Genomic DNA, 25,681 nt, shown 5'->3' with positions numbered 1-25,681 from the left:
TTCGGCCTTGTTTCAAAAGGAACAGCCCGGATTGCTCCGGGCCGCCCCAGGTTCTCCGTGCCGCCTCAGCGGTAGGTCACGGTCTCGATCTTGCCGTCCTTGATGGCAATCTCGCGGAAGGTGCCGGCGGATTCGCCCGCACCGATCAGCTCGACCGAGGTGGCGCCGACATAGTCGATGTCCTTGCCCTCGGCCAGCAGCTCGAGGCCCTTCGCCAGTTCGCCGGGCATGATCTTCTCGCCCGGAGCGTTGGCGACGTCCATGATCTTGTCCTTGTAGACCTTCGGATCGGTCGACTTCGCCGCCTGCATCGCCAGCAGCATCAGCGCCGCCGCGTCATAGGCCTCGGCCGAGTAGATGCTCGAGCCGTCGAAGCCCGCGGTCTTCGCCAGCGCGATGAAGGCATCCTTGCCTTCGCCTTCCGAGGCCGGCATCTGGCCGAAGGAGCCGTCGAGCTCGGTGCCGAAGTTCTTCTCGAGCGTCGCCGCGACCATGCCGTCGGGCAGCACGAAGGTCGAGAAGGCGCCGGTGTCGAGCGCGCCACGCAGGATGCCCGAACCGCCCTGGTCGACATAGCCCGCCACCACGAGCGCATCGCCGCCGGCCGCCGCCAGCGCGCCGACCTCGGCCGAATAGTCGGCCTTGCCGTCTTCATGCGCGGCGACGATGGTCACGGTGCCGCCCTTGGCCTTGAACGCCTCGGCGAAGCTGTCGGCCAGGCCCTTGCCGTAGTCGTTGTTGGTATAGGTCACGGCCACGGACTTGATGCCGTGTTCCATGATGATGTCGGTCATCACTTCGCCCTGACGCGCGTCCGAGGGCGAGGTGCGGAAGAACAGGCCGTTGTCCTCGATCGTCGAGAGCGCGGGCGAGGTCGCCGAGGGCGAGATCATCACCACGCCGTTCGGCACGGCGACGTTGGTCAGCGAGGCGATGGTCTCGCCCGAGCACATGCCGCCGACGATGCCCTTCACGCCCTCCGAGGTCACCATCCGCTCGACGGTCGCGGTGGCCGCGGCGGCGTCGACGCAGGTGGAATCGCCGCGCACCGGGGTGACGGTGTCACCGCCCAGAAGCTTGCCCGAATCCGAGACTTCCTTCATCGCCAGTTCGGCGCCGGCAGCGATCGGCGGCGCGATCGATTCCAGCGGCCCGGTGAAGCCCATCGAGATCCCCATCTTGATGTCCTCGGCGAAGGCGCCGCCCGCGCACAGCGCGACGGCAGCCGTCGCCAGAAGCAGCTTCTTCATCTGTTCACTCCCCTGTTGGAACATGATTGCGGGAACGTTAGTCCCGCCCTTGGCAAAAGAAAATAGGGCAGCCCGCGACGGATTGGCCGAAAATCGACCATTCGGCCAGGAATTGGGCAACATGACGCAACGGCGCGCCATGGGGGGGGCCGGCTCAGAACTTCTCTTCGGGAAAGTCGATTCCCGACAGGTCGCATTCGTCGGCGTCAAGCTCGATCACGCTCGCCGCCGTCGGCACGCCCGAGGCGCCGCGCTCGCGGTAGGGCGTGGTCTGATACTGCGCGCGGTAGCATTTCGAGAAATGCGAGGGCGAGGTGAAGCCGCAGGCCAGCGCCACGTTGATCACGCTCATCTCGGTCTGCATCAACAGGTTGCGCGCCTTCTGCAGGCGGATTTCCATGTAATAGCGCTTGGGCGAACGGTTCAGATAACGGCTGAACAGCCGCTCGAGCTGACGCGTCGACATGCCGACCTCGGCCGCCAGGCGCGCCGGGCTGATCGGCTCCTCGATGTTCATCTCCATCCGCGCGATCACCTGCGCAAGCTTCGGGTGGCGCACGCCGATCCGGGTCGGGATCGACAGCCGCTGGCTGTCGCGGTCGGTGCGGATCGAGTTGTAGATCAGCTGATCGGCCACGGTATTGGCCAGCGCCTCGCCATGGTCGAGCGCGATCATCTTCAGCATCAGATCGACCGAGGCGGTGCCACCCGCCGTGGTCAGCCGGTTGCCGTCGATCACGAAGACCGCCTTCGACAGCGTCACCTCCTCGAAATCCTCGGCGAAGCTGTCCTGATTCTCCCAATGGATGGTGGCGCGCCGGCCATCGAGCAGACCGGCCTTCGCCACCGCCCAGGCCCCGGTGCACAGGCCGCCCACCGCTGCGCCGCGCCGCGCCTCGCGCCGCAGCCAGGCAAGGATCGGCTTCGTCGTCGCCTCGGCCACGTCGATGCCGCCGCACACCATCACCGTGTCGTCGCGCGTGACCTCGCCAAGCCCCATGTCGGCGCGCATCACCGTGCCGTTCGAACAGGTCACGTCGCCGCCGTCCTCGGAGGCGAGTTTCCAGTCATAGAGCTTCTCGCCCGAGACCTGGTTTGCCAGCCGCAAGGGCTCGATCGCGCTGGCAAAAGCCATCAGCGTGAAGCGGTCGAGCAGCAGGAAGATGAAGCGCCGCGTGCGCCCGCCCGTGGCCAGCCGCAGCGTGCCGTGCGAGGGGGCCGGTCGGGAATGGGTGCGGGGTGTCGTCGAGGGGATGCGCATTTGCGACGGTGACCTTGTCGTTTCCCGCAGAGAAAGCAGGGAACGGGTCCTCTCGCAAGGGGGCATCGAAGGCCCCGCGCGCGAAGGTCATTTTCGCGCGCGCCTGTGGAAAAAGCGGTTTGTTCTCGCCAAGGCCTGCCTTATAACCGCGCAACCTGTGAAAGTCCTGGAGGAGAAGATGGTCAAGGGGTGGACGAAGTCCGGCTGGCGCGCGAAACCGCGGGTGCAGATGCCCGACTATCCCGACGCGGCTGCGCTCGGCGCGGTCGAGGCGCAGCTCGCCAAGATGCCGCCGCTCGTCTTCGCCGGCGAGGCGCGCCGGCTGAAGGCGGATCTGGCGAAGGCCGCGCGCGGTGAGGCGTTCCTGTTGCAGGGCGGCGACTGCGCCGAGAGCTTTGCCGAATTCTCCGCCGACAACATCCGCGACACCTTCAAGGTGATGCTGCAGATGGCGATCGTGCTGACCTGGGGCGCGAAGGTGCCGGTGGTCAAGGTCGGCCGCATGGCCGGGCAGTTCGCCAAGCCGCGTTCGGCCGCGACCGAGACGATCGGCGGCGTCGAGCTGCCGAGCTATCGCGGCGACATCATCAACGGCTTCGACTTCACCGCCGATGCCCGCGTGCCCGATCCCTTCCGGATGCTGCAGGCCTATACCCAGGCCGCGGCCTCGCTGAACCTGCTGCGCGCCTTCTCGACCGGCGGCTATGCCGACATCCACCGCGTGCAGAGCTGGATTGCCGGCTTCACCGATGAGGACGAGGCGGCGCGCTATCGCGAAGTGGCCGAGCGCATCGGCGACGCGATGGACTTCATGACCGCGGCCGGGGTGACCTCGGACACCGCGCATGAGCTTGGCAAGGTCGATTTCTACACCTCGCACGAGGCGCTGCTGCTGGAATACGAAGAGGCGCTGTGCCGCGTCGACAGCACCACGGGGATTCCGGTCGCGGGCTCTGGCCACATGATCTGGATCGGCGACCGCACCCGTCAGCCCGATGGCGCCCATGTCGAGTTCTGCCGCGGCGTGCAGAACCCGATCGGGCTGAAATGCGGCCCCTCGACCACGGCCGACGACCTGAAGGTGCTGATGGCGAAGCTGAACCCGGAGAACGAGCCGGGCCGGCTGACGCTGATCGCGCGCTTTGGCGCGGGCAAGGTCGGCGAGCATCTGCCGCGGCTCGTCCGCGCGGTGCAGGCCGAGGGCGCGAATGTGCTGTGGTCGTGCGACCCGATGCACGGCAACACGATCAAGGCGGCCTCGGGCTACAAGACCCGGCCCTTCGAGTCGGTGCTGCGCGAGGTGCGCGAGTTCTTCGCGGTGCACAAGGCCGAGGGCACGATCCCGGGCGGCGTGCATTTCGAGATGACCGGCCGCGACGTGACCGAATGCACCGGCGGCGTGCGCGCGGTCTCGGACGAGGATCTGTCGAGCCGCTATCACACCGCCTGCGACCCGCGGCTCAACGCCTCGCAGTCGCTGGAACTCGCGTTCCTCGTGGCCGAGGAGCTGCAGGACCGGCGCGCGCTGCGCAAGGCCTCGGGCCTCTGATCCGCGCCGAACCGGCCTGCGACGAAAACAGCGGCCCGGAGCATCGCTCCGGGCCGTACTCGTCACGTACCCCGGGGTCCGTCTCAGGCGTTGCTGATCACGCGAAACATCGCGCGCCGCTCTTCCGGCGAGCAGTCGGAGAGCGGGCGGGCAGCCCGCGGCGCCTCGAACTCGGGCAGATCGAGCGGGCGGCCGCCGAAGAACGGCGCATCGAGGCCGATCGCCTCGGGACGCACCGGCAGCGGCGCCGGCCCGGGCGTCGGCGCGCCGGCGAGCACCGGCTCGACATGGGCGGCCAGCACCTCGAAGCGGCGCGGCGGGCGGCCGAAGCTGTCGCCCTCGGCGACGAGGCAGCCAAGCGCACGGGTGATGTCGCCGAGGTCGGATTTCATCGGCAGGATCAGCAGCCGCGCCTCGAGCCGGGGCCGGCCGAGCGCGCCTTCGGACACCAGCCGCAGATCGGCGATCGCGGGCCCGTCGAAGACCGCCTCGAGCGCCTCGGTGACATGCTTGCGGCCCTGCGGCGCGAAAAGGGCGGTGAGCGGCATCCCCCGCACCTCCATCCCCATCAGGTCGTTCAGATGCATGCCCGCAAGACGGAAGCGGCCCATGCCCGGCGCCACGCGCTCGAGGATGAAGGCATATTCGAGGGCGCGCTCGATGCCGCGCGGATCGACGTCGGCGCGCGTGGGCACCAGCCGGCCGCGGCGCAGCGCCTCCCAATAGGCCCGCAGTTCCGAGGCAATCTGCATGCCAAGTCCGGCCTGCGCCCCGAAGTGGATCACCTTGTCGTCGATATCGCGGTCCATCGCATCCCCCAACCAAGCCGCTGCGCGCCTGTCGCGACTGCGGCCTTTCGTTGCAATGCCTCGCGCTTTCTGCGGTTATGGGTCTTCGATTGACCCCGGAGGCGAAATCCTTACTGAAATCTTAATACGCCCTTTTCGGGCAAAAAGGGGAAAGAAAGTGTTAAATGGTTAAGACTGCATCCGGCCCGCGCACGATCTCGATGACCGGCTTTGCCGCGCGGCAGGGCGGCGGGCTCGGCCATGACTGGGCCTGGGAGATCCGCTCGGTCAACGGCAAGGGCTTTGACCTGCGCCCGCGGCTTCCCGATGTCGAGGGGCTCGAGGCGGCGGTGCGGACGGCGGTGGCCGCGGTGGCGGCGCGCGGCAACATCTCGCTGACGCTGCGGCTTGCGCGCAGCGAGGGGGCCGAAGGGCTGCGGCTCTCGGAGCCCGGGCTGCAGGCAGCGCTGACGGCGCTTGCGCGCGTCGAGGCGGCGGCGGGCGAGCGGGGGCTTGCCCTGGCGCCGACGCGGGCGGCCGACCTGCTGTCGCTGCGCGGCGTGATCGAGCAGGGCGCGCCCGAGATCGCCGATCCGGCGGCGCTGCGCGCGGCGCTGCTCGCCGATCTGGCGCCGCTCCTCGAGGACTTCGCCGCGATGCGCGCGGCCGAGGGGGCGCAGATCGGCGCGGTGATCGCGGCCCAGATCGACCGCATCGCGGCACTGACCGAGGCCGCGGCCGAAGCCGCCGAGGCGCGCCGGCCCGAGACCGCGGCGGCGCTGCAGGCGGCGCTGGCCCGCGTGCTCGACGCAGCCCCCGGGGCCGATCCGCAGCGGGTGACGCAGGAACTGGCGATGCTGGCGGTGAAGGCCGATGTCACCGAGGAGATCGACCGGCTGCGCGCCCATGTCGCCGCCGCCCGCGCGCTGCTGGCCGAGGCGGGACCGGTCGGCCGCAAGCTTGATTTCCTCACCCAGGAATTCGTGCGCGAGTCGAACACGCTGTGCTCGAAGTCGGGCTCGACGGCACTGACCGCGATCGGACTTGACCTCAAGGCCGTCATCGACCAGATGCGCGAGCAGATCCAGAACGTGGAGTGAGCCATGACCCAGACCCGGCGCGGCCTTCTGATTATCCTTTCCTCGCCCTCGGGCGCGGGAAAATCGACGCTGGCGAAGCGGCTGATGGCCTGGGACCCGACGCTGAAATTCTCGGTCTCGGCCACGACGCGCAACCCGCGCCCGGGCGAGACCGACGGCATCGAATACTATTTCCGCACCAAGCACGACTTCGAGGCGATGGTGGCGAATGGCGAGATGCTGGAACATGCCGAGGTCTTCGGCAATTTTTACGGCACGCCGAAGGCCCCGGTCGAGGCGGCGATGAAGGCCGGGCGCGACACGCTCTTCGACGTCGACTGGCAGGGCGGGCAGCAGATCCGCCGCTCGAGCCTCGGCAAGGAGGTGATCTCGATCTTCATCCTGCCGCCCTCGATCGCCGAGCTGGAAAAGCGGCTGCGCACGCGGGCGCAGGACAGCGACGAGGTGATCGCCGCACGGATGGCGAAAAGCCGCGATGAAATCAGCCACTGGGCGGAATATGATTATGTGATCGTGAATCACGACGCCGATCAGGCCGAGAGGGAGCTGCGCGAAATTCTGGCCGCCGAGCGCGCGCGGGCAGATCGGCAGCCCTGGCTGAACGACTTCGTGCGCGAGCTGAACAGGGAGTTTGAGGCGCGATGATCTATGAGCTTGACGGCATTCGGCCGGAACTGGGGCAGGGCGCCTGGGTCGCCCCGGACGCGAACCTGATCGGCAAGGTGGTGCTCGAGGACGAGGCCTCGGTCTGGTTCGGCTGCACGCTGCGCGGCGACAACGAGGAGATCCGTGTCGGCCGCGGCTCGAACGTTCAGGAGAACGTCGTGTGTCACACCGACATGGGCTATCCGCTGGTGATCGGGCCCGATTGCACCATTGGCCACAAGGCGATGCTGCACGGCTGTATCATCGGCGCGGGCAGCCTGATCGGCATGGGCGCGACGATCCTCAACGGTGCGAAGATCGGCCGTGGCTGCCTCATTGGCGCCGGCGCGCTGATCACCGAGGGCAAGGAGATCCCGGATTTCAGTCTGGTGATGGGCGCACCGGGCAAGGTGGTACGGCAGCTTGACGACGCGGCGCAGGAAAAGCTGCTGAAATCCGCCGCGCATTACCGCGCCAATGCCGCGCGTTATGCGAAAGGCCTGCGCGCCCTCGGCTGAGTTCAGCCCAGCTCGGGCGGCAGCTCAAGCAGATCGAAATCGCCGCCGCGCCAGATCTGCCGCACCTCGGACAGGATCAGGCGCGGGTTCGGCAACGCCCCGCTATAGGCGCGCAGCGCACCGCGATAGCCGAGCGCCTCGAGCAGCCGCGCAAGATCGAGGATGTCATGCTCGGGGCAGACGAGCGGCGACAGCACCACATCGGGCGCGGTGCGCGCGATCAGCGTCGCGTCGATCGCGGCGAGCGGCACGATGGTGATCGCAACCCCCGACACCCCGCGCAGCGCGAGCGGCAGCGATTGCGACGGCTCCACCACCAGGATGCGTCGCCCGGAGAGAGGCGATTCGCCCTCTGCCCCGGAACGGGGCCGGCCACCTGCAGGGCCCTTCAAAGAAGGCATCATCACGTCCCGTCACACGGCGCCGGCCCTTGTCCGACGCGCTGAAAAAATTGGATTGGCAGACGAAGGCTTTGCCCCGGGACGCTCCGCCTGCAACCGGAGAATGTCGCATGGTTTACTCCTGCGCGTTTTTGGTCAAGGTTTCCGCGCGCAGAAGGAGCAAAACATGTCCGATTTCCTGACCGCCTCTCTTGTCGACGCCCTGCCACTGCCGATTTTGCTGGTAAATCGGGCGGAACGGATCGTTTCGGCCAATCCCGCGGCGCGGCTGCTGTTTGGCCGCGACATCGAGGGGCGCGCCTTCGTCACCGTGCTGCGCCAGCCCGCGCTTGGCCAGGCGCTCGAGGAGGCGCTGCAGGATGACCGTCCGGGCCGGGTGCGGCTGCGGATCTCCTCGAACGGGCGCGAGATGGTGGCGATGGCGACGGTCTCGCCGCTGCCGCCCGGGGACGAGATCGGCCTGCCGCAGGGCGGGGCGGTGGTGGCGATCGAGGATGTCACCGCGCTCGAGGAGGCCGAGGTGATGCGGCGCGATTTCGTCGCCAATGTCAGCCACGAGCTGCGCACGCCGCTCACCGCGCTGATGGGCTTCGTCGAGACCCTGCGCGGCGCGGCCAAGGACGACCCGGTGGCGCGCGACCGCTTCCTTGCGATCATGGAGCGCGAGGCGGGACGGATGAACCGGCTGGTGGGCGACCTGCTGTCGCTGAGCCGGGTCGAGGCCGAGGAGCGGCGGCGCCCGACCTCGGATGTCGACATCTCGGCGGTGCTGAAGGGGGCAAAGCAGACACTGCAGCCGCTCGCCGAGGCGCGCGGCGTCAGCCTGATCCGCGAGGGCGAGGAGGGGGTGATGCGGGTGAAGGGCGACCCCGACCAGCTCACCCAGATCTTCGCCAACCTGATCGAGAACGCGATCAAGTATGGCGGCTCGGGCGGCGAGGTGCGGATCAACGTCGAGCGCATCGCGCATGAGCCGGTGCTGCGCGGCCCGGCGCTGCGCGTCGAGGTCAGCGACAAGGGCGAGGGCATCGAGTCGATCCACCTGCCGCGGCTGACCGAACGCTTCTACCGCGTCGACACGCACCGCTCGCGCGAGCAGGGCGGAACAGGCCTCGGTCTCGCGATCGTGAAGCATATCGTCGCCCGCCACCGCGGCCGGCTGAAGATCGAGAGCGAGAAGGGCAAGGGCAGCCGGTTCAGCGTGATCCTGCCCGCCGGCTGATCCGCGGCGGGGTGGCAAATTCCGGCGCAACCCCGCGATCTGCCATGAATTCTTTACGATCCTCTGGTCGAGTGCCGCAGAAACGGGCAAAGCAGAAACCGCCGTGCCACAGGTGGCGACAGCTTTTCCGTGCGGCTTGACGGCGTGCCCCGTGCATCCCATCAAGGGATTAACGAAGTGCGCGAAAGGTGTGATCGTGAAAGATGTTATCGCCCCCTCCGTCGAAACCCTGCGGGAAGAGATCCTGCGGCATCTGATCTATTCGATGGGGAAGGACGCGGGGCATGCCTCGGTCTACGACTGGCGCATGGCGCTGAGCTTCGCGATCCGTGACCGGATCGTCGAACCGTGGTTCGCCGCCACCAAGCAGACCTGGGAACAGGGCCACAAGCGGGTCTACTACCTGTCGATGGAATTCCTGATCGGCCGCATGCTCGAGGATGCGGCGATCAACCTCGGCATGCGCGCGGTGTGCCGCGAGGCGATCGAGAGCCTCGGCCAGGACTGGCGCGCGGTGGTCGAGGACGAACCCGACGCGGCGCTTGGCAACGGCGGGCTGGGCCGTCTGGCGGCGTGCTACATGGAAAGCATGGCGACGCTCGGCTGCCCGGGCTATGGCTATGGCATCCGCTACGAGCACGGGCTGTTCCGCCAGCGCTTCGAGGGCGGGCGTCAGGTCGAGACCCCCGAGGACTGGCTCAAGCAGCGCCACCCGTGGGAGTTCGAACGCCCCGAGGCGGCCTATGAGATCGGCTTCAAGGGCGGCGTCGAGACCCGCAACGGCAAGACCGTCTGGGTGCCGGCCGAGACGGTGATCGCCGAGGCCTTCGACATGCCGGTGATCGGCTGGCAGGGCAAATGGGCGAACACGCTGCGGCTGTGGTCGGCGAAACCCACGACGCTCTTCGACCTCGCGCGCTTCAACCACGGCGATTACACCGCCGCGGCCGAGCCCGAGACGCTCGCCCGCACCCTCAGCCGCGTGCTTTACCCGGATGACACCACCTATCAGGGCAAGGAGCTGCGGCTGAAGCAGGAGTATTTCCTGACCGGCGCGGCGCTGCATGACATCATCCGCCGGCATCTGGCGGGCGGCTTCAAGCTGACTGACCTCGCGAAATACGTCGCGATCCAGATGAACGACACCCATCCGGCGATCGCCGGACCGGAACTCGTGCGGATCCTGACCGATCTTTACGACATGCCCTTCGACGATGCGATCGCGACGGCGGTCGAATGTCTGGGCTATACCAACCACACGCTCCTGCCCGAGGCGCTCGAACGCTGGGCGACCTATCTGATGGGCTCGGTGCTGCCGCGCCACATGCAGATCATCGAGCAGATCGACGCCTGGCACCTGCGCACCAACCCCTCGCGGCCGCATTACGTCGGCATCGTCAAGCATCACGAGGTGCGGATGGGCGAGCTCGCTTTCGTCACCGCGCACAAGGTGAACGGCGTCTCGGCGCTGCACACCGAGCTGGTGAAGCAGAACCTCTTCCCCGAGCTGCACAAGCTGCACCCCGACCGGATCGTGAACGAGACGAATGGCGTCACCCCGCGGCGCTGGCTGCGGATGGCGAACCCGGCGCTGTCGCATCTGATCAGCGACACCATCGGCGAGGGCTGGGAGGCCGATCTCGACCGCCTGCGCGAGCTCGAACTCTCGATCGAGGACAAGGGCTTCCGCGATGCCTTTGCGGCGGCGAAACGGGTCAACAAGGAAGCGCTGTCGAACTGGATCGGGCAGAGCCAGGGAGTGAAGATCGACCCCGACGCGATCTTCGACGTGCAGATCAAGCGCATCCACGAATACAAGCGCCAGTTGCTGAACGTCCTGCAGACCATCGCGCAATGGCACGAGATCCGCAACGACCCGACCGCGAACTGGCAGCCGCGGGTCAAGATCTTTGGCGGCAAGGCCGCGCCCGGCTATCAGGCGGCGAAGGAAATCATCCGCCTGATCAACGATGTGGCGGCCGTGGTGAACAACGATCCCTATGTCGACGGGCGGCTCAAGATCGTCTATCCGCCGAATTACAACGTCTCGATGGCCGAGCGGCTGATCCCGGCCTCGGATCTCTCCGAGCAGATCTCGACCGCGGGCAAGGAAGCCTCGGGCACCGGCAACATGAAATTCGCGCTGAACGGCGCGCTGACCATCGGCACGCTCGATGGCGCGAATGTCGAGATCCGCGAACAGGTGGGGGCGGAGAACTTCTTCCTGTTCGGGTTGACCGCGCAGGAGGTGATGAAGCGCCGCGAGGATCCCGAGCACGCGCGTCACGCCATCCTCGAAAGCCAGACGCTGCAGGACGTGCTGCAGATGATCGCCGAGGGCCGCTTCAGCCCGGACGAGCCGACCCGCTATCACGGCCTTGTCCACAACATGTGGCACTCGGACTATTTCCTTGTTTCCTCAGACTTTGAGGCCTACCGTGACGCTCAGGCCGAGGTCGACAAGACCTTCGCCGAGCCTGATAAATGGTGGCGCATGGCGGCTATGAACACCGCGCGCATGGGTTTCTTCTCCTCCGACAGGGCCATTCGTGGTTATATGACAGACATCTGGGGGACTGAGTCCGCCCTCTGAGGAATTGCATGAGCTTGATTGACAGATCCGAAGCCGAGGCGCTGGTCGAAGGCCGGCACGGTGACCCGTTTTCCGTATTGGGGCTGCACCGGACAGCAAAAGGCAACAGGATCGTGGCCCTCGTGCCCGACGCACGGCGCCTCTGGGCGATCGGCGCGAAGGAAGTGGAGCTCGAGCAGGTTCTGCCGGGGCTCTTCTGCGGCAAGTGGAACGAACCGCTCTATCGGCTGCGGGCGCAGAATGCCCAGGCCACCTGGGATTTCGAGGATCCCTATCGCTTTTCGCCGGTGCTGGGCTCGATCGACGAATACCTGATCGGCGAGGGCACGCACCACCGGCTGTGGGAGGCCCTCGGTGCGCATGTGATGACGCATGAGGGGCATGCGGGCGTGCATTTCGCCGTCTGGGCACCGAATGCGCAGCGCGTCTCGGTCGTCGGCAGCTTCAACAGCTGGGACGGGCGGCGCCACCAGATGCGCCGGCGCGGCTCGACCGGGGTGTGGGAGATCTTCCTGCCCGGGCTGGTTCCGGGCGACATGTACAAATACGAGATCCTGGGCGCCGAAGGCCGGCTGCTGCCGACCAAGGCCGACCCGGTCGGGTTCGGGGCCGAGCATCCGCCGGCGACCGCCTCGGTGGTGCGCGAGCTCGATCTGCACGACTGGGGCGACGGGCTGTGGATGAAGACCCGCGCGAAGGCGCAGGACGTGCACACGCCGGTGTCGATCTACGAGGTCCATCTGGGCTCGTGGCGGCGCGTGTGGGAAGAGGCCGGGCGGCCGCTCAGCTACTACGAACTCTCATCGCAACTCGTTGATTATGTAGCGGATCTTGGATTCACCCATATCGAGCTCCTGCCGATCACCGAACACCCGTTCGACGGCAGCTGGGGCTATCAGCCGGTTGGCCTCTTCGCGCCGACCATCCGCCACGGCCGCCCGGAGGAATTCGCGGCCTTCGTCGATGCGGCGCACCGGCGCGGGCTTGGCGTCATCCTCGACTGGGTGCCGGGCCATTTCCCGACCGACGACCACGGCCTGCGGCGTTTCGACGGCACGGCGCTTTACGAACATGCCGACCCGAAGGAAGGCTTCCACCGCGACTGGAACACGCTGATCTACAATTTCGGCCGGCGCGAGGTGGCCAATTTCCTCGAGGCCAACGCCTTGTTCTGGCTGGAACAATACCACCTCGACGGATTGCGTGTGGATGCCGTCGCCTCGATGCTCTACCGCGACTATTCGCGCGCCGAGGGGGAGTGGGTGCCGAACTGCTATGGCGGGCGCGAGAACCTCGAGGCGATCGAGTTCCTCAAGCAGGTCAACATGCTGGCCTATGGCAAGTCGCCGGGGATCATGACCGTGGCCGAGGAAAGCACCGCCTTTCCGGGCGTGACCTCGCCGGTGCATCGCGGCGGGCTCGGCTTCGGCTACAAGTGGAACATGGGCTGGATGAACGACACGCTGCGCTATTTCAGCCGTGACCCGATCCATCGCCGCTTCCACCACAACGAGCTGACCTTCGCAAGTTCATACACTTACAGCGAAAACTTCATCCTGCCGATCAGCCATGACGAGGTCGTGCACGGCAAGGGCTCGATGATCGGCAAGATGCCGGGCGACGCGGCGGAGAAATTCGCCAACCTGCGCGCCTTCTATGCCTTCCAGTGGACGCACCCGGGCAAGAAGCTGCTGTTCATGGGGCAGGAATTCGCCCAGTGGCAGGAGTGGGACAGCGGCGCGGCACTCGACTGGGCGCTGCTCGATGCGCCTCTGCATGCCGGGATGCGCAATCTGGTGCGCGATCTGAACCGGATCTACCGCGAGATGCCGGCGTTGCACTGGGGCGATTGCGACCCGCGCGGCTTTGCCTGGATCGAGGCCGACGATGCCGAGCGCTCGCTTTACGTCTTCGAGCGCCGCGCTCCCGGCGCGCGGCCGGTGGTGATCGCCGCGAACCTGACGCCGATCGAGCGCACGACGCGCATCGGTCTGCCCGTGGCCGGCAGCTGGCGCGAGATCCTGAACACCGAGAGCGGCCATTACGGTGGCGCCAACTGGGGCAATCTCGGAGAAATCATTGCAGAGGAAATTCCTTGGATGCGCCGTGAGTTCAGTGCTGAAGTTTACCTGCCGCCGCTGGCGGTGGTGATGTTCACGCCGGACTGACGCGGGAAGGAGGAAGGGGAAAATGAACACGCAACCCAACCAGCGGCTCTCGTCCCAGGCGATGGCCTTCATCCTGGCCGGTGGCCGCGGCTCGCGCCTGAAGGAACTGACCGACCGCCGCGCCAAGCCCGCCGTCTATTTCGGCGGCAAGACCCGGATCATCGACTTCGCGCTGTCGAACGCGCTGAACTCGGGCATCCGCAAGATGGCGATCGCCACGCAATACAAGGCGCACAGCCTCATTCGCCACATGCAGCGCGGCTGGAACTTCTTCCGTGCCGAACGCAACGAATACCTCGACATCCTGCCCGCCTCGCAGCGGGTGAGCGAAAGCAAGTGGTACATGGGCACCGCCGATGCGGTGGCGCAGAACATCGACATCATCGAGGATTACAAGGTCAAGTATGTCGTGATCCTGGCGGGCGACCACGTCTACAAGATGGATTACGAGATCATGCTGCGCCAGCATGTCGAGACCGGCGCCGATGTGACCATCGGTTGCCTGACCGTGCCGCGGACCGAGGCCTCGGCCTTCGGCTGCATGGCGGTCGACGCCACCGGGCGGGTGACGGACTTCCTCGAGAAGCCCAAGGCCCCGCCGGGCATGCCGGGCGATCCGACGCATACGCTCGCCTCGATGGGGATCTATGTCTTCGACTGGGAATTCCTGCGCGAACTGCTGATCCGCGACAGCGAGGCCCCGAACTCGAGCCACGATTTCGGCCACGACCTGATCCCGCAGATCGTGAAGAACGGCAAGGCGATGGCGCATCGCTTCTCGGAAAGCTGCGTCAAGACCGGGCTCGAGACCGAACCCTACTGGCGCGACGTCGGCACCGTCGATGCGTTCTGGCAGGCGAATATCGACCTCACCGATTTCACCCCGAAGCTCGACCTCTACGACAATGCCTGGCCGATCTGGACCTATGCCGAGCTGGTGCCGCCGGCGAAGTTCATCCATGACGAGGACGGCCGGCGCGGCTCAGCGGTCAGTTCGCTGGTCTCGGGCGACTGCATCGTCTCGGGCTCGGAGGTGCGCAACTCGCTGCTTTTCACCGGCTGCCGCGCGCACAGCTGGTCGAGCCTCGATCACGTCGTGGCGCTGCCCTATGCCGACATCGGCCGCAAGGCCGAGCTCAGCCGCTGCGTCATCGACCGCGGCGTGCAGATCCCCGAGGGCCTGATCGTCGGCGAGGATCCGGAAGAGGACGCGAAATGGTTCCGCGTCACCGAGGGCGGGGTCGTGCTGATCACCCAGGCGATGCTGGATCGCCGGGCGGCCACGCTCGAGTAACACCGGCGGCGACCTTAGGGCCGCCGCGCCATCCCGAACACGGCGAAAGGGAGACGCATGAAACGGGTTCTTTCTGTGGCATCGGAAGCGGTTCCGCTGGTCAAGACCGGCGGGCTTGCCGACGTGGTGGGCGCGCTGCCGGCGGCGCTGGCCGGGCAGGGCTGGCACACCCGTCTGCTGGTGCCGGGCTATCCGGCGGTGATGACGCGCATCGGCCGCAGGGACATGGTCTGGGCCGAGGAGGATTTCTTCGGCGGTCTGGGCGAGGTCTATCTGGGCACCGTCGACGGGGTCGAGGTGATGGCGCTTGACGCGCCACATCTCTTCGATCGGGCGGGCGGGCCCTATTCCGATGCCCATGGCGACTACTGGGACAATGCCGAACGCTTCGCCGCGCTTGGCTGGGCCGCGGCGGTGATCGCGCGCGACGGGGTCGAGGGCTGGAAGCCCGAGATCGTGCATGCCCATGACTGGCAGGGCGCGCTGGCGCCGGCCTATCTGCGCTATTGGGGCGTCGATGTGCCGAGCGTGCTGACGATCCACAACATCGCCTTCCAGGGCCGCGTCAGCACCGCGAAGATGGGTGCGCTGCGCCTGCCGCATGAATGGTTCCACCCCGACGGCTACGAGTTCTGGGGCGACATCTCGATGCTCAAGGCGGGGATGATGGCCGCGAGCGCGATCACCACCGTCAGCCCGCGCTATGCCGAGGAGCTGATGCGCGGCGAATTCGGTCTTGGCCTCGACGGCGTGATCCAGGCGCGGGCGACGGCCATGCATGGCATCCTGAACGGCATCGACCAGACCGTGTGGGACCCGGCGACCGACCCCGCGGTGGTGCCGTTCTCGGTGCCGCGGCTGGCCGCGAAGGGGCGCAACCGCGCGGCCCTGCTCGCCGAATTCGGCCTCGACCCGGATCTTCCCGGTCCGCTTGCCGTGCTGGTGTCGCGGCTGACGCCGCAAAAGGGCATCGACCTGCTGCCGCGGGTGATCGACGATTTCGTCCGGCTGGGCGGCGGTCTGTGCGTGCTGGGCTCCGGCGACGGCTGGGCCGAGCAGGAGATGCGTGCCATCGCCGAGCGCTATCCCGCGCGCGTCGGCGTGCGCATCGGCTATGACGAGGCGCTGAGCCACCGCATGTTCGCCGGCGGCGACGCGGTGCTGGTGCCCTCGCGCTTCGAGCCCTGCGGCCTGACCCAGCTCTACGGGCTGCGCTATGGCTGCGTGCCGGTAGTTTCGGCCGTGGGGGGGCTCTTTGACACCGTGATCGGCGCCACCCCGGCGACCGAGGCGGCCAATGCCGCAACCGGCATCGTCTTCCATCCCGTCGACGCACTTGCGCTGCAGCAGGCCTTGCGTAAACTCGTGTCCCTCTACCAGGACAGCAAGGGATGGAATGCGATGGTGCGGCGCGGGATGAAGGCCGACTGGGGCTGGGACCGTTCGGCCGCAGCCTATGCCGCCCTGTTCGACAGTCTCGTGCAGCCGTCATGATCCTCGCCGGAGACCCCTGCCGACCGGGGGCGACCCCGGCTGCAGGCGGGGTGAATTTCTCGATCTTCGCGGCCCATGCCGAGAAGGTCGAACTGTGCCTGTTCCGCGGCGGGATCGAGGAGCGGATCGAGCTGCCTGAACGCTCGGGCGAGATCTGGCACGGCTTCGTGCCGGGGCTCGAGACCGGTGCGGAATACGGCTATCGCATCTCGGGCCCCTGGGCGCCCGAGATGGGCCATCGCTACAACCCCGCGAAGCTGCTGATCGACCCCTATGCGCGTGAGCTGACGGCGCCGCTGCGGTGGGACCCGCTGATGCAGGGCGGCGGCGGGCCGATGCGCCCGGACCGGCGCGACAGTGCGCCTGCGATGCCGCGCGCGCGCGTCTGCACGGTTGAGAAACCGCTTTGGAACCGTCCCGCAACCCCTTGGACGGAAACGGTGATCTACGAAGCCCATGTGAAGGGGCTGACGATGCGGCACCCCGATGTGCCGCCCGCGCTGCGCGGCACCTTCCGTGGCGTCGCGACCGAGCCGGTGATTGCCCATCTGCGCGCGCTCGGCGTCACCGCGATCGAGCTTCTGCCGGTCTGCGCCTTCATCGACGACCGCTTCCTCGTCGAGAAGGGCTTGCGCAACTACTGGGGCTATCAGCCGGCGGCCTTCTTCGCCCCCGAGCCGCGCTATGGCACGCGCGAGGATTTCCGCGCCATGGTGCGCGCGCTGCACGCGGCGGGGTTCGAGGTGATCCTCGACGTCGTCTTCAACCATACCGGCGAGGGCGACGGCGCCGGTCCGACGCTCAGCCTGCGCGGCGTCGACAATGCCGCCTTCTATCGGCTGGCCGAGGGCGGTCGCGCCTATGTCAACGACACCGGCACCGGCAATACGCTGAACCTCTCGCATCCCTTCGTGCTGCGCATGGTGATGGATTGCCTGCGCCACTGGGTCGAGGAGATGGGCGTCGACGGCTTCCGCTTCGACCTCGCCGCGACGCTCGCCCGCGACGCAACGGGCGGGTTCAACAGCGATGCCACCTTCCTCTCGGCGCTGCGCCAGGACCCGGTGCTGTGCGGCGTGAAGCTGATCGCCGAGCCTTGGGACATCGGCCCGGGCGGTTATCGGCTGGGCGGTTTCCCGCATCCGTTCTCGGAATGGAACGACCGTTTCCGCGACGGGCTGCGGCGGTTCTGGCGCGGTGATGCCGGGCAGATGCCGGAACTCGCGCGCCGCATCTCGGGCTCGGCCGAGGTCTTCGACCACGCCGGACGGCCCGCGACGGCAAGTCTGAACTTCCTCACCGCCCATGATGGCTTCACCCTGCAAGACCTTGTTGCCTTTAATGAAAAGCACAACGAGGCGAATGGGGAAGCAAATCGGGACGGCCATAACGAGAACTATTCGCAGGCGCTCGCCGACCCCGAGGCGCAGCTTGCGCGCAAGCGCGCGCTGCTCGCCACGTTGATGATCTCGCAAGGCGTGCCGATGCTGCTGGGCGGCGACGAGATCGGCAACAGCCAGGGCGGCAACAACAACGCCTATGCGCAGGACAACCCGATCGGCTGGATCGACTGGAAAGGCGCCGACATGGCACTTGCGGCCTTTGTCGGCCGGCTCACCGCGATCCGCCGCGCCCATCCGGTGCTGCGCCAGCGCCGCTTCCTGCACGCCAGGCTGCGCGCCCAGGACGGCATGCGCGATCTGATCTGGTGGCGCCCGGACGGCATCGAACCCTCGCAGCGCGACTGGCTCGATGCGCAGGAGCGCTGCCTGTGCGCCGAGATCCGCGGCGCGGCCGAGGGCTATGAGGGCGAGGCGGCGGGCGAGGCCGTCTTCGTCATCTGCAACGCCGGCGAGGCGACCGAAGCGGTGCTGCCGCCCGGTCGCTGGACGTGCCTTCTCGACACCGCCAGACCCGATGCGCCCGAAGCCGCTCATCCCGCCGCAGTGACTTGCGTCGCCGCCCAATCTGTTCAACTGTTCGCCCGGCCCACGGCTCAAGAGGAGCACCCATGACGATCCATTCCACCACGCCCTTCGAGGGGCAAAAGCCCGGCACCTCGGGCCTGCGCAAGAAGACCCCGGTCTTCATGCAGCCGAATTTCCTCGAGAATTTCGTGCAGTCGACCTTCGACGCGATCGGCGGCGTGGAGGGCAAGACCCTCGTCCTTGGCGGCGACGGCCGCTATTTCGGCACCGAGGCGGCGCAGACGATCCTGAAGATGGCGGCTGCGAACGGCGCCGCGCGGGTGATCGTCGGGCAGGGCGCTTGGCTCTCGACGCCGGCCGCCTCGAACATGATCCGTGCGCGCAAGGCGGATGGCGGGCTGATCCTGTCGGCAAGCCACAACCCCGGCGGTCCGAACGAGGATTTCGGGGTGAAATACAACAGTGCGAACGGCGGTCCGGCCCCCGAGGCGGTGACCGACGCGATCTTCGCGCGCACCAGGACGATCACCGAATATCGCAAGCTCGACGTGGCGGACGCCGACCTGTCGGTGCCCGGTGAGCAGACCATGGGTGCGATGGTGGTCGAGGTCGTCGACCCCGTGGCGGCCTATGCCGACCTCATGGAAACCCTTTTCGATTTCAAGGCATTGCGCGGTCTTTTTCATGGCGGCTTCACGATGCGCATGGATTCGATGTGCGCCATCACCGGCCCCTATGCGACAGAGATCTTCGAAAACCGGCTGGGCGCTGCGCCGGGCACCGTGGTGCATGGCACGCCGCTGCCCGATTTCGGCGGCATGCACCCCGACCCGAACCCGACCTGGGCGCATGAGCTGATGGACGAGCTGATGGGCACCGAGGCGCCCGATTTCGGCGCGGCCTCGGATGGCGACGGTGACCGCAACATGATCCTCGGCCGCGGCATCTATGTCTCGCCCTCGGACAGCCTTGCGGTGATCGCGGCGAATGCGACGCTGGTGCCCGGCTATGCCGACGGGCTGAAGGGGGTGGCGCGCTCGATGCCGACCTCGACCGCGGTCGACCGGGTGGCGCAGGCCCTTGGCCTCGACTGCTACGAGACGCCGACGGGCTGGAAGTTCTTCGGCAACCTGATGGATGCCGGCCGCGTCAGCCTATGCGGCGAGGAGAGCTTTGGCACCGGTTCCGACCACGTGCGCGAGAAGGACGGGCTCTGGGCGATCCTGATGTGGCTCAACATCATCGCCGTGCGCGGTCAGTCGGTGGCCGAGATCATGGCCGAGCATTTCGCCCGCTATGGCCGGAACTACTATTCCCGCCACGATTACGAGGCCCTGCCGACCGAGGTCGCAAATGCCATGCTCGACGCGCTGCGCGCCCGGCTCGACGGCCTGAAAGGAACTGCATCGCAAGGGCTTGTGGTCGAAAGCGCAGATGAGTTCTGCTACACCGACCCGGTCGATGGCTCGGTCTCGGCGCATCAGGGCTTCCGCATCCTCTTCGAGGGCGGCTCGCGCGTGGTGCTGCGGCTTTCTGGCACCGGCACCGAGGGGGCGACGCTGCGCGTCTATCTCGAGCGCTACGTTGCCGGCCCCGAGGGCCTGAGCGAGGACCCGCAGGCGGCGCTGGCCCCGATCATCGCGGCAACCGAGGAGATCGTCGGCATCAAGGCCCGCACCGGCCGGCCGGGTCCGAACGTCATCTCCTGAGACTTAGGTCGAATAGGCAAAACCCGACGCGCGGATAGGCTGACGCCATGATCCGCGCGTTTTTCATATGGTTCTTGCTCGCCACACCGCTGCTTGCGGCGCCGCTGACGCGTGACGCGCTCGAGCCGATGATCGTCGCGCCCTATGCGCTTGGCGCGCCGGTCAATGACAAGGGCGTCTGGACGCTGCTGAACTCGGGTGGCGGCGAGGCCGGATATGTGTTTGAAACCGGGCCTTTGGCACCGCTTCCGGGATTTTCGGGCCAGCCCATCGACATGCTGGTGATGCTCGATCGCGAGGGGCGTTTCATCGACGTTCGGCTGGTCTCGCAAAACGAGCCGATCTTCGTTTCGGGGCTGGGCGAGGCCCCGTTCCGCGCCTTTCTCGAACAGTATCGCGGCCATGCGATCAGCGAGCCGCTGGTGGTGGGCACGCCCTATGGCTCGGGCGGGGCGGCCTCGGACAATGTCTATCTCGACGGGGTGACGAAGGCGACCGCCTCGGTCCGGATCGCGCATGAATCGATCCTGGCGGCCACGCTTGCCGTCGCGCGCGAGAAGATGCAGGGCATCTCGGCCGGGCCACCGCCGCGTCCAGACCTGGAACTGGACGAACCTCTCGACTGGAAAGCGCTGAACGATCAGGGCCTTGTGACCCGTCTTGTGGTCAGCGAAGCACAGCTTGACGCGGCGTTCGCCGGCACTCGCTGGGGGGGCGACGGTGCGGGCGGTGATCCGGAGACGCCGTTCATCGACCTTTACGCCGTCGACCTTGGCCCACCGTCGATCGCGGGCGCGGTGCTCGGGCCCGGAACGCTTGCCGAGGTGCAGCGTTTCACCGCGCGGGCGCCTGACGATGAGCTTTACCTGCTGATCGAGGCCGGGCGGCACGGGCTGGTGTCCGAGGATTTCGTGCGCAACACCGCGCCGGACCGGATCTCGGCCACGCAGGACGGATTGCCGCTGGCGCTGCGCGATGCCGACATCTTGCCGGATCTTGCGAAGGACGTTCCGCAACATCTTGGCAATGCAACGAAAATGATCGTCCGCCTCGACCGCCGCCTGGGCTTTGATCCGACGCGGGCCTGGCAATTGTCGCTTCAGGCTGTGCGGCTGCATGGCCAATTCCAACCCGAGGTCGGCGAGACCCATTTTACCGTGGCGCTGCAGACGCCCGAGCGCTTCTTCGTCCGGCCCGAAGCCCCGAAGCAGCTTTCGCCCTTTGGCGAGGCGTTGCGCAACCGGGCAACGGATCTGAAGGTTCTCGCCGGTTTCCTCACCGTGCTGATCGCGGCGCTGCTGGCGCAATCGCGTCTGGCGGGGCTGCGCGCATTCACCCCGGTGCGTCTGAGCATCCTGGCCTTCGTCATTGGATTCATTGGATTCTGGGGGCAGGGTCAGTTGTCCGTGGTGACGCTCCTTGCGGTTATCCGCGGCATGGCGGCGGGCGGGCTCGAGGTGTTGCTCTACGATCCCTTCGGCCTGCTTGTCTGGGCCGCGGCGATCCTCGGCTTTCTGCTCTGGGGTCGCGGGTTCTTCTGCGGCTGGCTGTGCCCCTTTGGCGCACTGCAGGAATTTGCGCATCATCTCGGGCGTTTGCTCCGCCTTCCTCAGGTGGAACCGCCGGCCAGCCTGGCGCGTGCGCTGCTCTGGACCGGCCCCGTGGCGCTCATTGCGCTGATCGCTGTTGCGATCGCGGCGCCCGAGCACGCCGAGACCGCCGCCGAGGTCGAGCCCTTCAAGACCGCGATCACCGTGCATTTCGACCGGCCCTGGCCCTATGTGCTGTGGGCGGGCGGCTGGCTTGCCGTCTCGATGGTCTGGTTCAAGGGCTTCTGCCGCTCGCTGTGCCCGCTCGGCGCGGCGATGCGGGTGGGCGGGCTCTTGCGGCTGCGGCGCTGGATCCCGCGGCGGGCGGAATGCGGCACGCCGTGCCAGCTGTGCCGCGTGCGCTGTCGCTACGGCGCCATCGCGAAGACCGGAGAGATCCGCTATTCTGAGTGTTTCCAATGCCTTGACTGCGTGAAGATCCATGACGATCCGGCCACCTGCGTGCCGCTTGTCCTGGCCGCGCGGCGCAACCGGAGGGCGACATGAAGCGACGGCGGTTCCTGCAGATCTGCGCCGGGGCGGCACTGGCCGGCCGGCCTGCTGCGGCAAGAGAATGGCGTGGTCAGGCCTTCGGGGCCGATGTCTCGCTGAAGCTTGCGGGTGAGGCGCCGATGGCCGCGGTGCTGGCCGAAATCGCGGCCATCGAGGCGAGTTTTTCGCTCTACCGCGACAGCGAGCTCACGCGCCTCAACGCCGCGGGCCGCGGGCCGGGATCGGACCGGATGCGCACGGTTCTGGCCTGTGCCGCCCGGGTCCATGCGGCAACCGGCGGCACCTTCGACCCCACGGTACAGCCGCTTTGGCAGGCGCTGGCGCGGGGCGAAGACGGCCGTGCCGAACGTGTCGGCATCGGGTTTGACCGCATTGAAATCGCTTCTGAAATTCGACTTGGAACAGGGCAGGGGCTGACCCTAAACGGCATCGTTCAGGGTTATGCCGCCGACCGCATCGCCGCACTGCTTGCGAAGGCCGGGCTGACCGATTGCCTGATCGACATGGGCGAGTATGCGGCAATCGGCGGCCCCTATCGGCTGGGCATCGAAGACCCGGCGGCAGGGATGCTCGGAACGCGCGAGATCGGTTCGGGCGGACCGCGGGCGATGGCGACCTCGAGCCCCGCGGCGCTGCCCCTGCCGGGCGGCAGCCATATCCTCGGGCCGCGGGGCGAGGCGCCGCACTGGTCCACCGTCAGCGTCGAGGGCGAAAGTGCCATGCTCTGCGATGCCGCCTCGACCGCTTTCGTGCTGATGGACGCACCCGCCATCGAAAAGGCCCGCGCCGAGCTGGGGCTCGGCGCGGTGACACTGGTCGATTTCGATGGAAACCTGAGCGTGATCTGAGGGTTGCGAGACAGGGTTGAGACCCCGTCTCAGCGCTCCGGCGGTCGGAAATCGACACCATATCCGGCGAAGATCGCGGCAATCCGGCCGTCCTCCAGCGCCGAGGCCACCGCATCGTCGACCGCATAGGCAAGCGGCCGATGCTGCAGCGAGATCGCCGCGCCGAGCGTCCATTTCGACTTCGCCAGCCCCAGAAGCGGCGGCTCGTGCACCGCGAGCCCCGGTGCAAGGTTCGCATCGAGTTCCGCGCGCGGGCCCATCACCGCCATCACCTCATGCGCCGAAAGCCCCGCCATCGCGGCCGCCGTGCTCTTGTAGCGGTGCACCTTGTCGGCCGTCGCCCCATGCGCCACCGAGGTCAGGAAGAAATCCGAGATCGAGTCATTCTCGACCCCGACCGGATCGAAGCGGAACACCGCCGGCACCGGGCCCTTCTCGGGGTAATCCGCCGTGCCATAGGCGATCGCCAGCCGCTCGACCGCGTATTGGCCGGTGAACACCACCTGATCGAAACGGCACGCATATTCAACGTCATAGGGCACGTGCAGCATGACGTCGGAAACCCGGCCGCCGACCGTCGCGCCCTTGTAGACATAGTTCAGCAGATCGGCATCAAGCGTCTCGCTCGAGGTCACCAGACGGATGCGCGCCTTCACCCCGAGATCGGCGGCGATCAGGTTGGCCAAGTCGACGTCGATGCCGCGCGGCGTGCCATCCTCCGACCAGGACCAGGGGCGGAAATCGTCGTAGAGCGCGAATTCCATCCAGCCATCCTCGCGGATCTGGTCAAGCGAGCGGCCGATATCCTGCGCGAAGGTATTTTGCAGCTTCTGGTCCGGGGCGACGCCCTTGCAGGCGGCGTGGGCAAGGCCGGGCACAAGGCCCAGCCCCCCCAGCACCGCCGCAAGAACCACTGCCCGCCGCGAGAGACGGGGCATGGCTCACTCCGCCGCGGAGAGGCCGATGGTCAGCACCTCGGCGGCGTGCTTGAAGCTTGCCGGGTCCGAGGTCAGGGCCGCGGCGGCGCGACTGACCGCACTGTCGGCCACCGGCGCCCCCGAGGCAGTCGCGACCTGGGCGGCAATCTCGCCGAGCTCGGCCTTGATCGCCGCCTCGTCGCCTTCGCCCTTCATCAGCTCGTCGCGGATCGCATGAAGCCGCGCCGAATGGGCATCAAGCGCGCCGTCCTCGGGACGGGTCTCGATATAGGTGCGGATCGCCCAGCCGGCCTTCTGCCCCAGAACCTCACCGAAGGCCGGCATCTTGGTGGTGCCGTTCTGGGTGAAGCCGTGCTGGAAGCGCTCGACAAACCACTCGTCGCCACTCTCGTTCGCCTCGAGATAGCGCAGGTCGGGGGCCAGACCGCCCGACACGGCGCCCAGACCGTGGCAGCGCGCACAGTTCTGGTTGAAGCCGGAATCGCCGATCTGCACGGCCTTGGCCCAGACCTCTTCTCCCGCCTTGTCAGCGCGATAGGGGTTCTCGGTCAGCCAGTCTTCGCCCACCTCGGGCAGGGCGTCCGTGTTCACCGGCTGCGGTGTCACATCGCCATGCGCCCAGAGCTGGACGGGGGCGATCAGCCCGGCCATCGTCAGTGCCGCCAGCAGGCGGCGGGTGCGGACATCGAGCATGTCTCCCTCCCTCTCGATCCTCGTGTTTCCCGACATAAGCTGCGTTGCGGCATCGCTGCCATTCGACCTTCGTCGGGATCTGCGGCGAGTCTGCCTGATCCGGGCGGGGCGGCGTATTGGCCATTGGTCTAATAGGCCCCGCACGACCCGCCCCCTAGGGTGGATGGCAGAGGGCCCGCACCCTTGCGCGGGCGGGGAGGACAGGATGTTTCATCGGATCGGCCGCGTCTTTGCGGCGCTGGCGCTCGGCCTTGGCCTTGGCGCCGCCCAGGCTCAGGATCTGCCGGTGCTGACGGTGGCCGCGCTCGAGGGCGGCACGGTCAATTGGGAGCTCGACACCATCCGCCATTACGGGCTCGACCGGGCGGCGGGGTTCACCCTTGCGGTGATGCCGGTCGCGGGCAATCCGGCGGCGCAGGTGGCGCTGCAGGGCGGTGCGGCCGATGCGATCGTGACGGACTGGTTCTGGGTCGCGCGGATGCGGGCGACGGGACAGGATTACCGCTTCCTGCCCTATTCGAAGGCGGTCGGTGGCATGTTCGTGCGCGCTGACAGCTCCATCCGGGAAGTGACCGATCTGAAAGGGAAAAAGATCGGCATCGCGGGCGGGCCGCTGGACAAGAGCTGGCTCGTGCTGCGGGCCTGGGCACTGCAGGCGGGCGGCTTCGATCTGGCGAAGGAGACCGAGCAGGTCTTTGGCGCGCCACCCTTGATCCTGCAGGCCGGGCTTTCGGGCGAGGTCAATGCGGCGATCAACTTCTGGCATTTCAACGCCAAGATGCAGGCCGCGGGGATGCGGCAGCTGATCTCGGTTTCCGAGGCGGCGCAGGCGCTTGGCCTTGATCCCGAAACGCCGCTGCTCGGCTATGTCGTCTCGGGAAAGCTGGTCAAGGAAAAGCCCGCGCTGGTTGCGGCGCTGGCGCAGGCCTCGCGCGCGGCGAAGGCGCGGCTTGCCACGGATGACACCGCCTTCGACCGGCTGCGGCCGCTGATGAAGGTGCAGGACGACGCGCAATATGCGGCGCTGGTCGCGGGCTATCGTGCCGGCATTCCGGCACCGGGCCCGGTCGACGAGGCGGCGGCGGCGAAGATGTTCGCGCTGATGGCGGTGCTGGGCGGGGCCGATCTTGTGGGCCCGGCGACGGCGCTGCCGCCCGGCGTGTTCCTGCCGGACTGAGCC

Annotated in this window: 20 protein-coding genes; 14 read left to right on the top strand and 6 right to left on the bottom strand. The window is 67.4% G+C overall.

Annotation, left to right across the window (positions count from 1 at the left end):
- Nucleotides 1–65 precede the first annotated feature (65 nt).
- Together AC0QTQ_RS09545 and AC0QTQ_RS09540 are read right to left on the bottom strand one after the other, a co-directional pair.
- The gene (locus AC0QTQ_RS09545; RefSeq protein WP_121532301.1) at nt 66–1,250 is read right to left on the bottom strand and encodes an ABC transporter substrate-binding protein; all 1,185 of its coding nucleotides are present in this window, start codon (nt 1,248–1,250) and stop codon (nt 66–68) included.
- A gap of 154 nt (nt 1,251–1,404) precedes the next feature.
- Nucleotides 1,405–2,511, bottom strand: a complete 1,107-nt coding sequence (locus AC0QTQ_RS09540) for a GlxA family transcriptional regulator (RefSeq protein WP_121532299.1) — start codon at nt 2,509–2,511, stop codon at nt 1,405–1,407.
- A 178-nt stretch (nt 2,512–2,689) separates the two neighbouring features.
- Here AC0QTQ_RS09540 and AC0QTQ_RS09535 point away from each other — a divergent pair, with 178 nt between their 5' ends.
- Complete coding sequence (locus tag AC0QTQ_RS09535) at nt 2,690–4,060, top strand: class II 3-deoxy-7-phosphoheptulonate synthase (protein ID WP_480256380.1); 1,371 nt, start codon at nt 2,690–2,692, stop codon at nt 4,058–4,060.
- An 83-nt stretch (nt 4,061–4,143) separates the two neighbouring features.
- Here AC0QTQ_RS09535 and AC0QTQ_RS09530 read toward each other — a convergent pair whose 3' ends face one another.
- Entirely contained in the window at nt 4,144–4,869 is a 726-nt protein-coding gene (locus AC0QTQ_RS09530) for a PAS domain-containing protein (protein ID WP_480256379.1), read from the bottom strand.
- A 164-nt stretch (nt 4,870–5,033) separates the two neighbouring features.
- Here AC0QTQ_RS09530 and AC0QTQ_RS09525 point away from each other — a divergent pair, with 164 nt between their 5' ends.
- From AC0QTQ_RS09525 to AC0QTQ_RS09515, 3 genes are read left to right on the top strand one after another with little or no spacing between them, the layout of a single operon-like run.
- Nucleotides 5,034–5,948 (top strand): YicC/YloC family endoribonuclease, encoded by a 915-nt coding sequence (locus tag AC0QTQ_RS09525; RefSeq protein ID WP_480256378.1) that lies wholly within the window; start codon nt 5,034–5,036, stop codon nt 5,946–5,948.
- 3 nt (nt 5,949–5,951) lie between these two features.
- The gene (gene gmk / locus AC0QTQ_RS09520; RefSeq protein WP_121532293.1) at nt 5,952–6,593 is read left to right on the top strand and encodes a guanylate kinase; all 642 of its coding nucleotides are present in this window, start codon (nt 5,952–5,954) and stop codon (nt 6,591–6,593) included.
- Nucleotides 6,590–7,111: a gamma carbonic anhydrase family protein gene (locus AC0QTQ_RS09515; protein WP_480256377.1), complete on the top strand. Its 522-nt coding sequence runs from the start codon at nt 6,590–6,592 to the stop codon at nt 7,109–7,111. The genes gmk and AC0QTQ_RS09515 overlap by 4 nt, the downstream gene beginning before the upstream one ends.
- 2 nt (nt 7,112–7,113) lie before the next feature.
- Here AC0QTQ_RS09515 and AC0QTQ_RS09510 read toward each other — a convergent pair whose 3' ends face one another.
- Nucleotides 7,114–7,428 (bottom strand): hypothetical protein, encoded by a 315-nt coding sequence (locus AC0QTQ_RS09510; protein WP_480256376.1) that lies wholly within the window; start codon nt 7,426–7,428, stop codon nt 7,114–7,116.
- A 250-nt stretch (nt 7,429–7,678) separates the two neighbouring features.
- Here AC0QTQ_RS09510 and AC0QTQ_RS09505 point away from each other — a divergent pair, with 250 nt between their 5' ends.
- From AC0QTQ_RS09505 to AC0QTQ_RS09465, 9 genes are all read left to right on the top strand, one after another.
- Entirely contained in the window at nt 7,679–8,734 is a 1,056-nt protein-coding gene (locus AC0QTQ_RS09505; protein WP_480256375.1) for a sensor histidine kinase, read from the top strand.
- A 265-nt stretch (nt 8,735–8,999) separates the two neighbouring features.
- Nucleotides 9,000–11,327, top strand: a complete 2,328-nt coding sequence (locus tag AC0QTQ_RS09500; protein WP_480259215.1) for a glycogen/starch/alpha-glucan phosphorylase — start codon at nt 9,000–9,002, stop codon at nt 11,325–11,327.
- A gap of 8 nt (nt 11,328–11,335) precedes the next feature.
- Nucleotides 11,336–13,495, top strand: a complete 2,160-nt coding sequence (gene glgB / locus AC0QTQ_RS09495) for a 1,4-alpha-glucan branching protein GlgB (protein WP_480256374.1) — start codon at nt 11,336–11,338, stop codon at nt 13,493–13,495.
- Nucleotides 13,496–13,517: 22 nt separating this feature from the next.
- Nucleotides 13,518–14,789, top strand: a complete 1,272-nt coding sequence (glgC, locus tag AC0QTQ_RS09490; RefSeq protein ID WP_480256373.1) for a glucose-1-phosphate adenylyltransferase — start codon at nt 13,518–13,520, stop codon at nt 14,787–14,789.
- A 57-nt stretch (nt 14,790–14,846) separates the two neighbouring features.
- Nucleotides 14,847–16,283, top strand: a complete 1,437-nt coding sequence (glgA, locus tag AC0QTQ_RS09485) for a glycogen synthase GlgA (protein ID WP_480256372.1) — start codon at nt 14,847–14,849, stop codon at nt 16,281–16,283.
- The gene (gene glgX / locus AC0QTQ_RS09480; RefSeq protein ID WP_480256371.1) at nt 16,280–18,298 is read left to right on the top strand and encodes a glycogen debranching protein GlgX; all 2,019 of its coding nucleotides are present in this window, start codon (nt 16,280–16,282) and stop codon (nt 18,296–18,298) included. The genes glgA and glgX overlap by 4 nt, the downstream gene beginning before the upstream one ends.
- Nucleotides 18,295–19,920: an alpha-D-glucose phosphate-specific phosphoglucomutase gene (locus AC0QTQ_RS09475; RefSeq protein WP_480256370.1), complete on the top strand. Its 1,626-nt coding sequence runs from the start codon at nt 18,295–18,297 to the stop codon at nt 19,918–19,920. Before glgX ends, AC0QTQ_RS09475 begins: the two co-directional genes overlap by 4 nt.
- Before the next feature lie 47 nt (nt 19,921–19,967).
- A complete protein-coding gene (locus AC0QTQ_RS09470; RefSeq protein ID WP_480256369.1) occupies nt 19,968–22,016 on the top strand; it encodes a 4Fe-4S binding protein in 2,049 nt (682 codons plus the stop codon).
- Entirely contained in the window at nt 22,013–22,870 is an 858-nt protein-coding gene (locus AC0QTQ_RS09465; protein ID WP_480256368.1) for an FAD:protein FMN transferase, read from the top strand. The genes AC0QTQ_RS09470 and AC0QTQ_RS09465 overlap by 4 nt, the downstream gene beginning before the upstream one ends.
- Before the next feature lie 29 nt (nt 22,871–22,899).
- On the opposite strand, the gene AC0QTQ_RS09460 is transcribed toward AC0QTQ_RS09465, so the two are convergent.
- Both AC0QTQ_RS09460 and pedF read right to left on the bottom strand, forming a co-directional pair.
- On the bottom strand, nt 22,900–23,808 hold the full coding sequence (locus tag AC0QTQ_RS09460; RefSeq protein WP_480256367.1) for a substrate-binding periplasmic protein: 909 nt from the start codon (nt 23,806–23,808) through the stop codon (nt 22,900–22,902).
- Between the two features lie 3 nt (nt 23,809–23,811).
- Nucleotides 23,812–24,501 carry a cytochrome c-550 PedF gene (pedF, locus tag AC0QTQ_RS09455; RefSeq protein WP_480256366.1) on the bottom strand — a complete coding sequence of 230 codons (690 nt, stop codon included), beginning with the start codon at nt 24,499–24,501 and terminating at the stop codon, nt 23,812–23,814.
- Between the two features lie 205 nt (nt 24,502–24,706).
- Here pedF and AC0QTQ_RS09450 point away from each other — a divergent pair, with 205 nt between their 5' ends.
- Entirely contained in the window at nt 24,707–25,678 is a 972-nt protein-coding gene (locus AC0QTQ_RS09450) for an ABC transporter substrate-binding protein (protein ID WP_480256365.1), read from the top strand.
- Nucleotides 25,679–25,681: the final 3 nt, after the last annotated feature.

It is taken from the genome of Paenirhodobacter sp. YD-8 (genome assembly GCF_056590935.1).
This window is presented reverse-complemented; position numbering and strand designations above follow the sequence as displayed.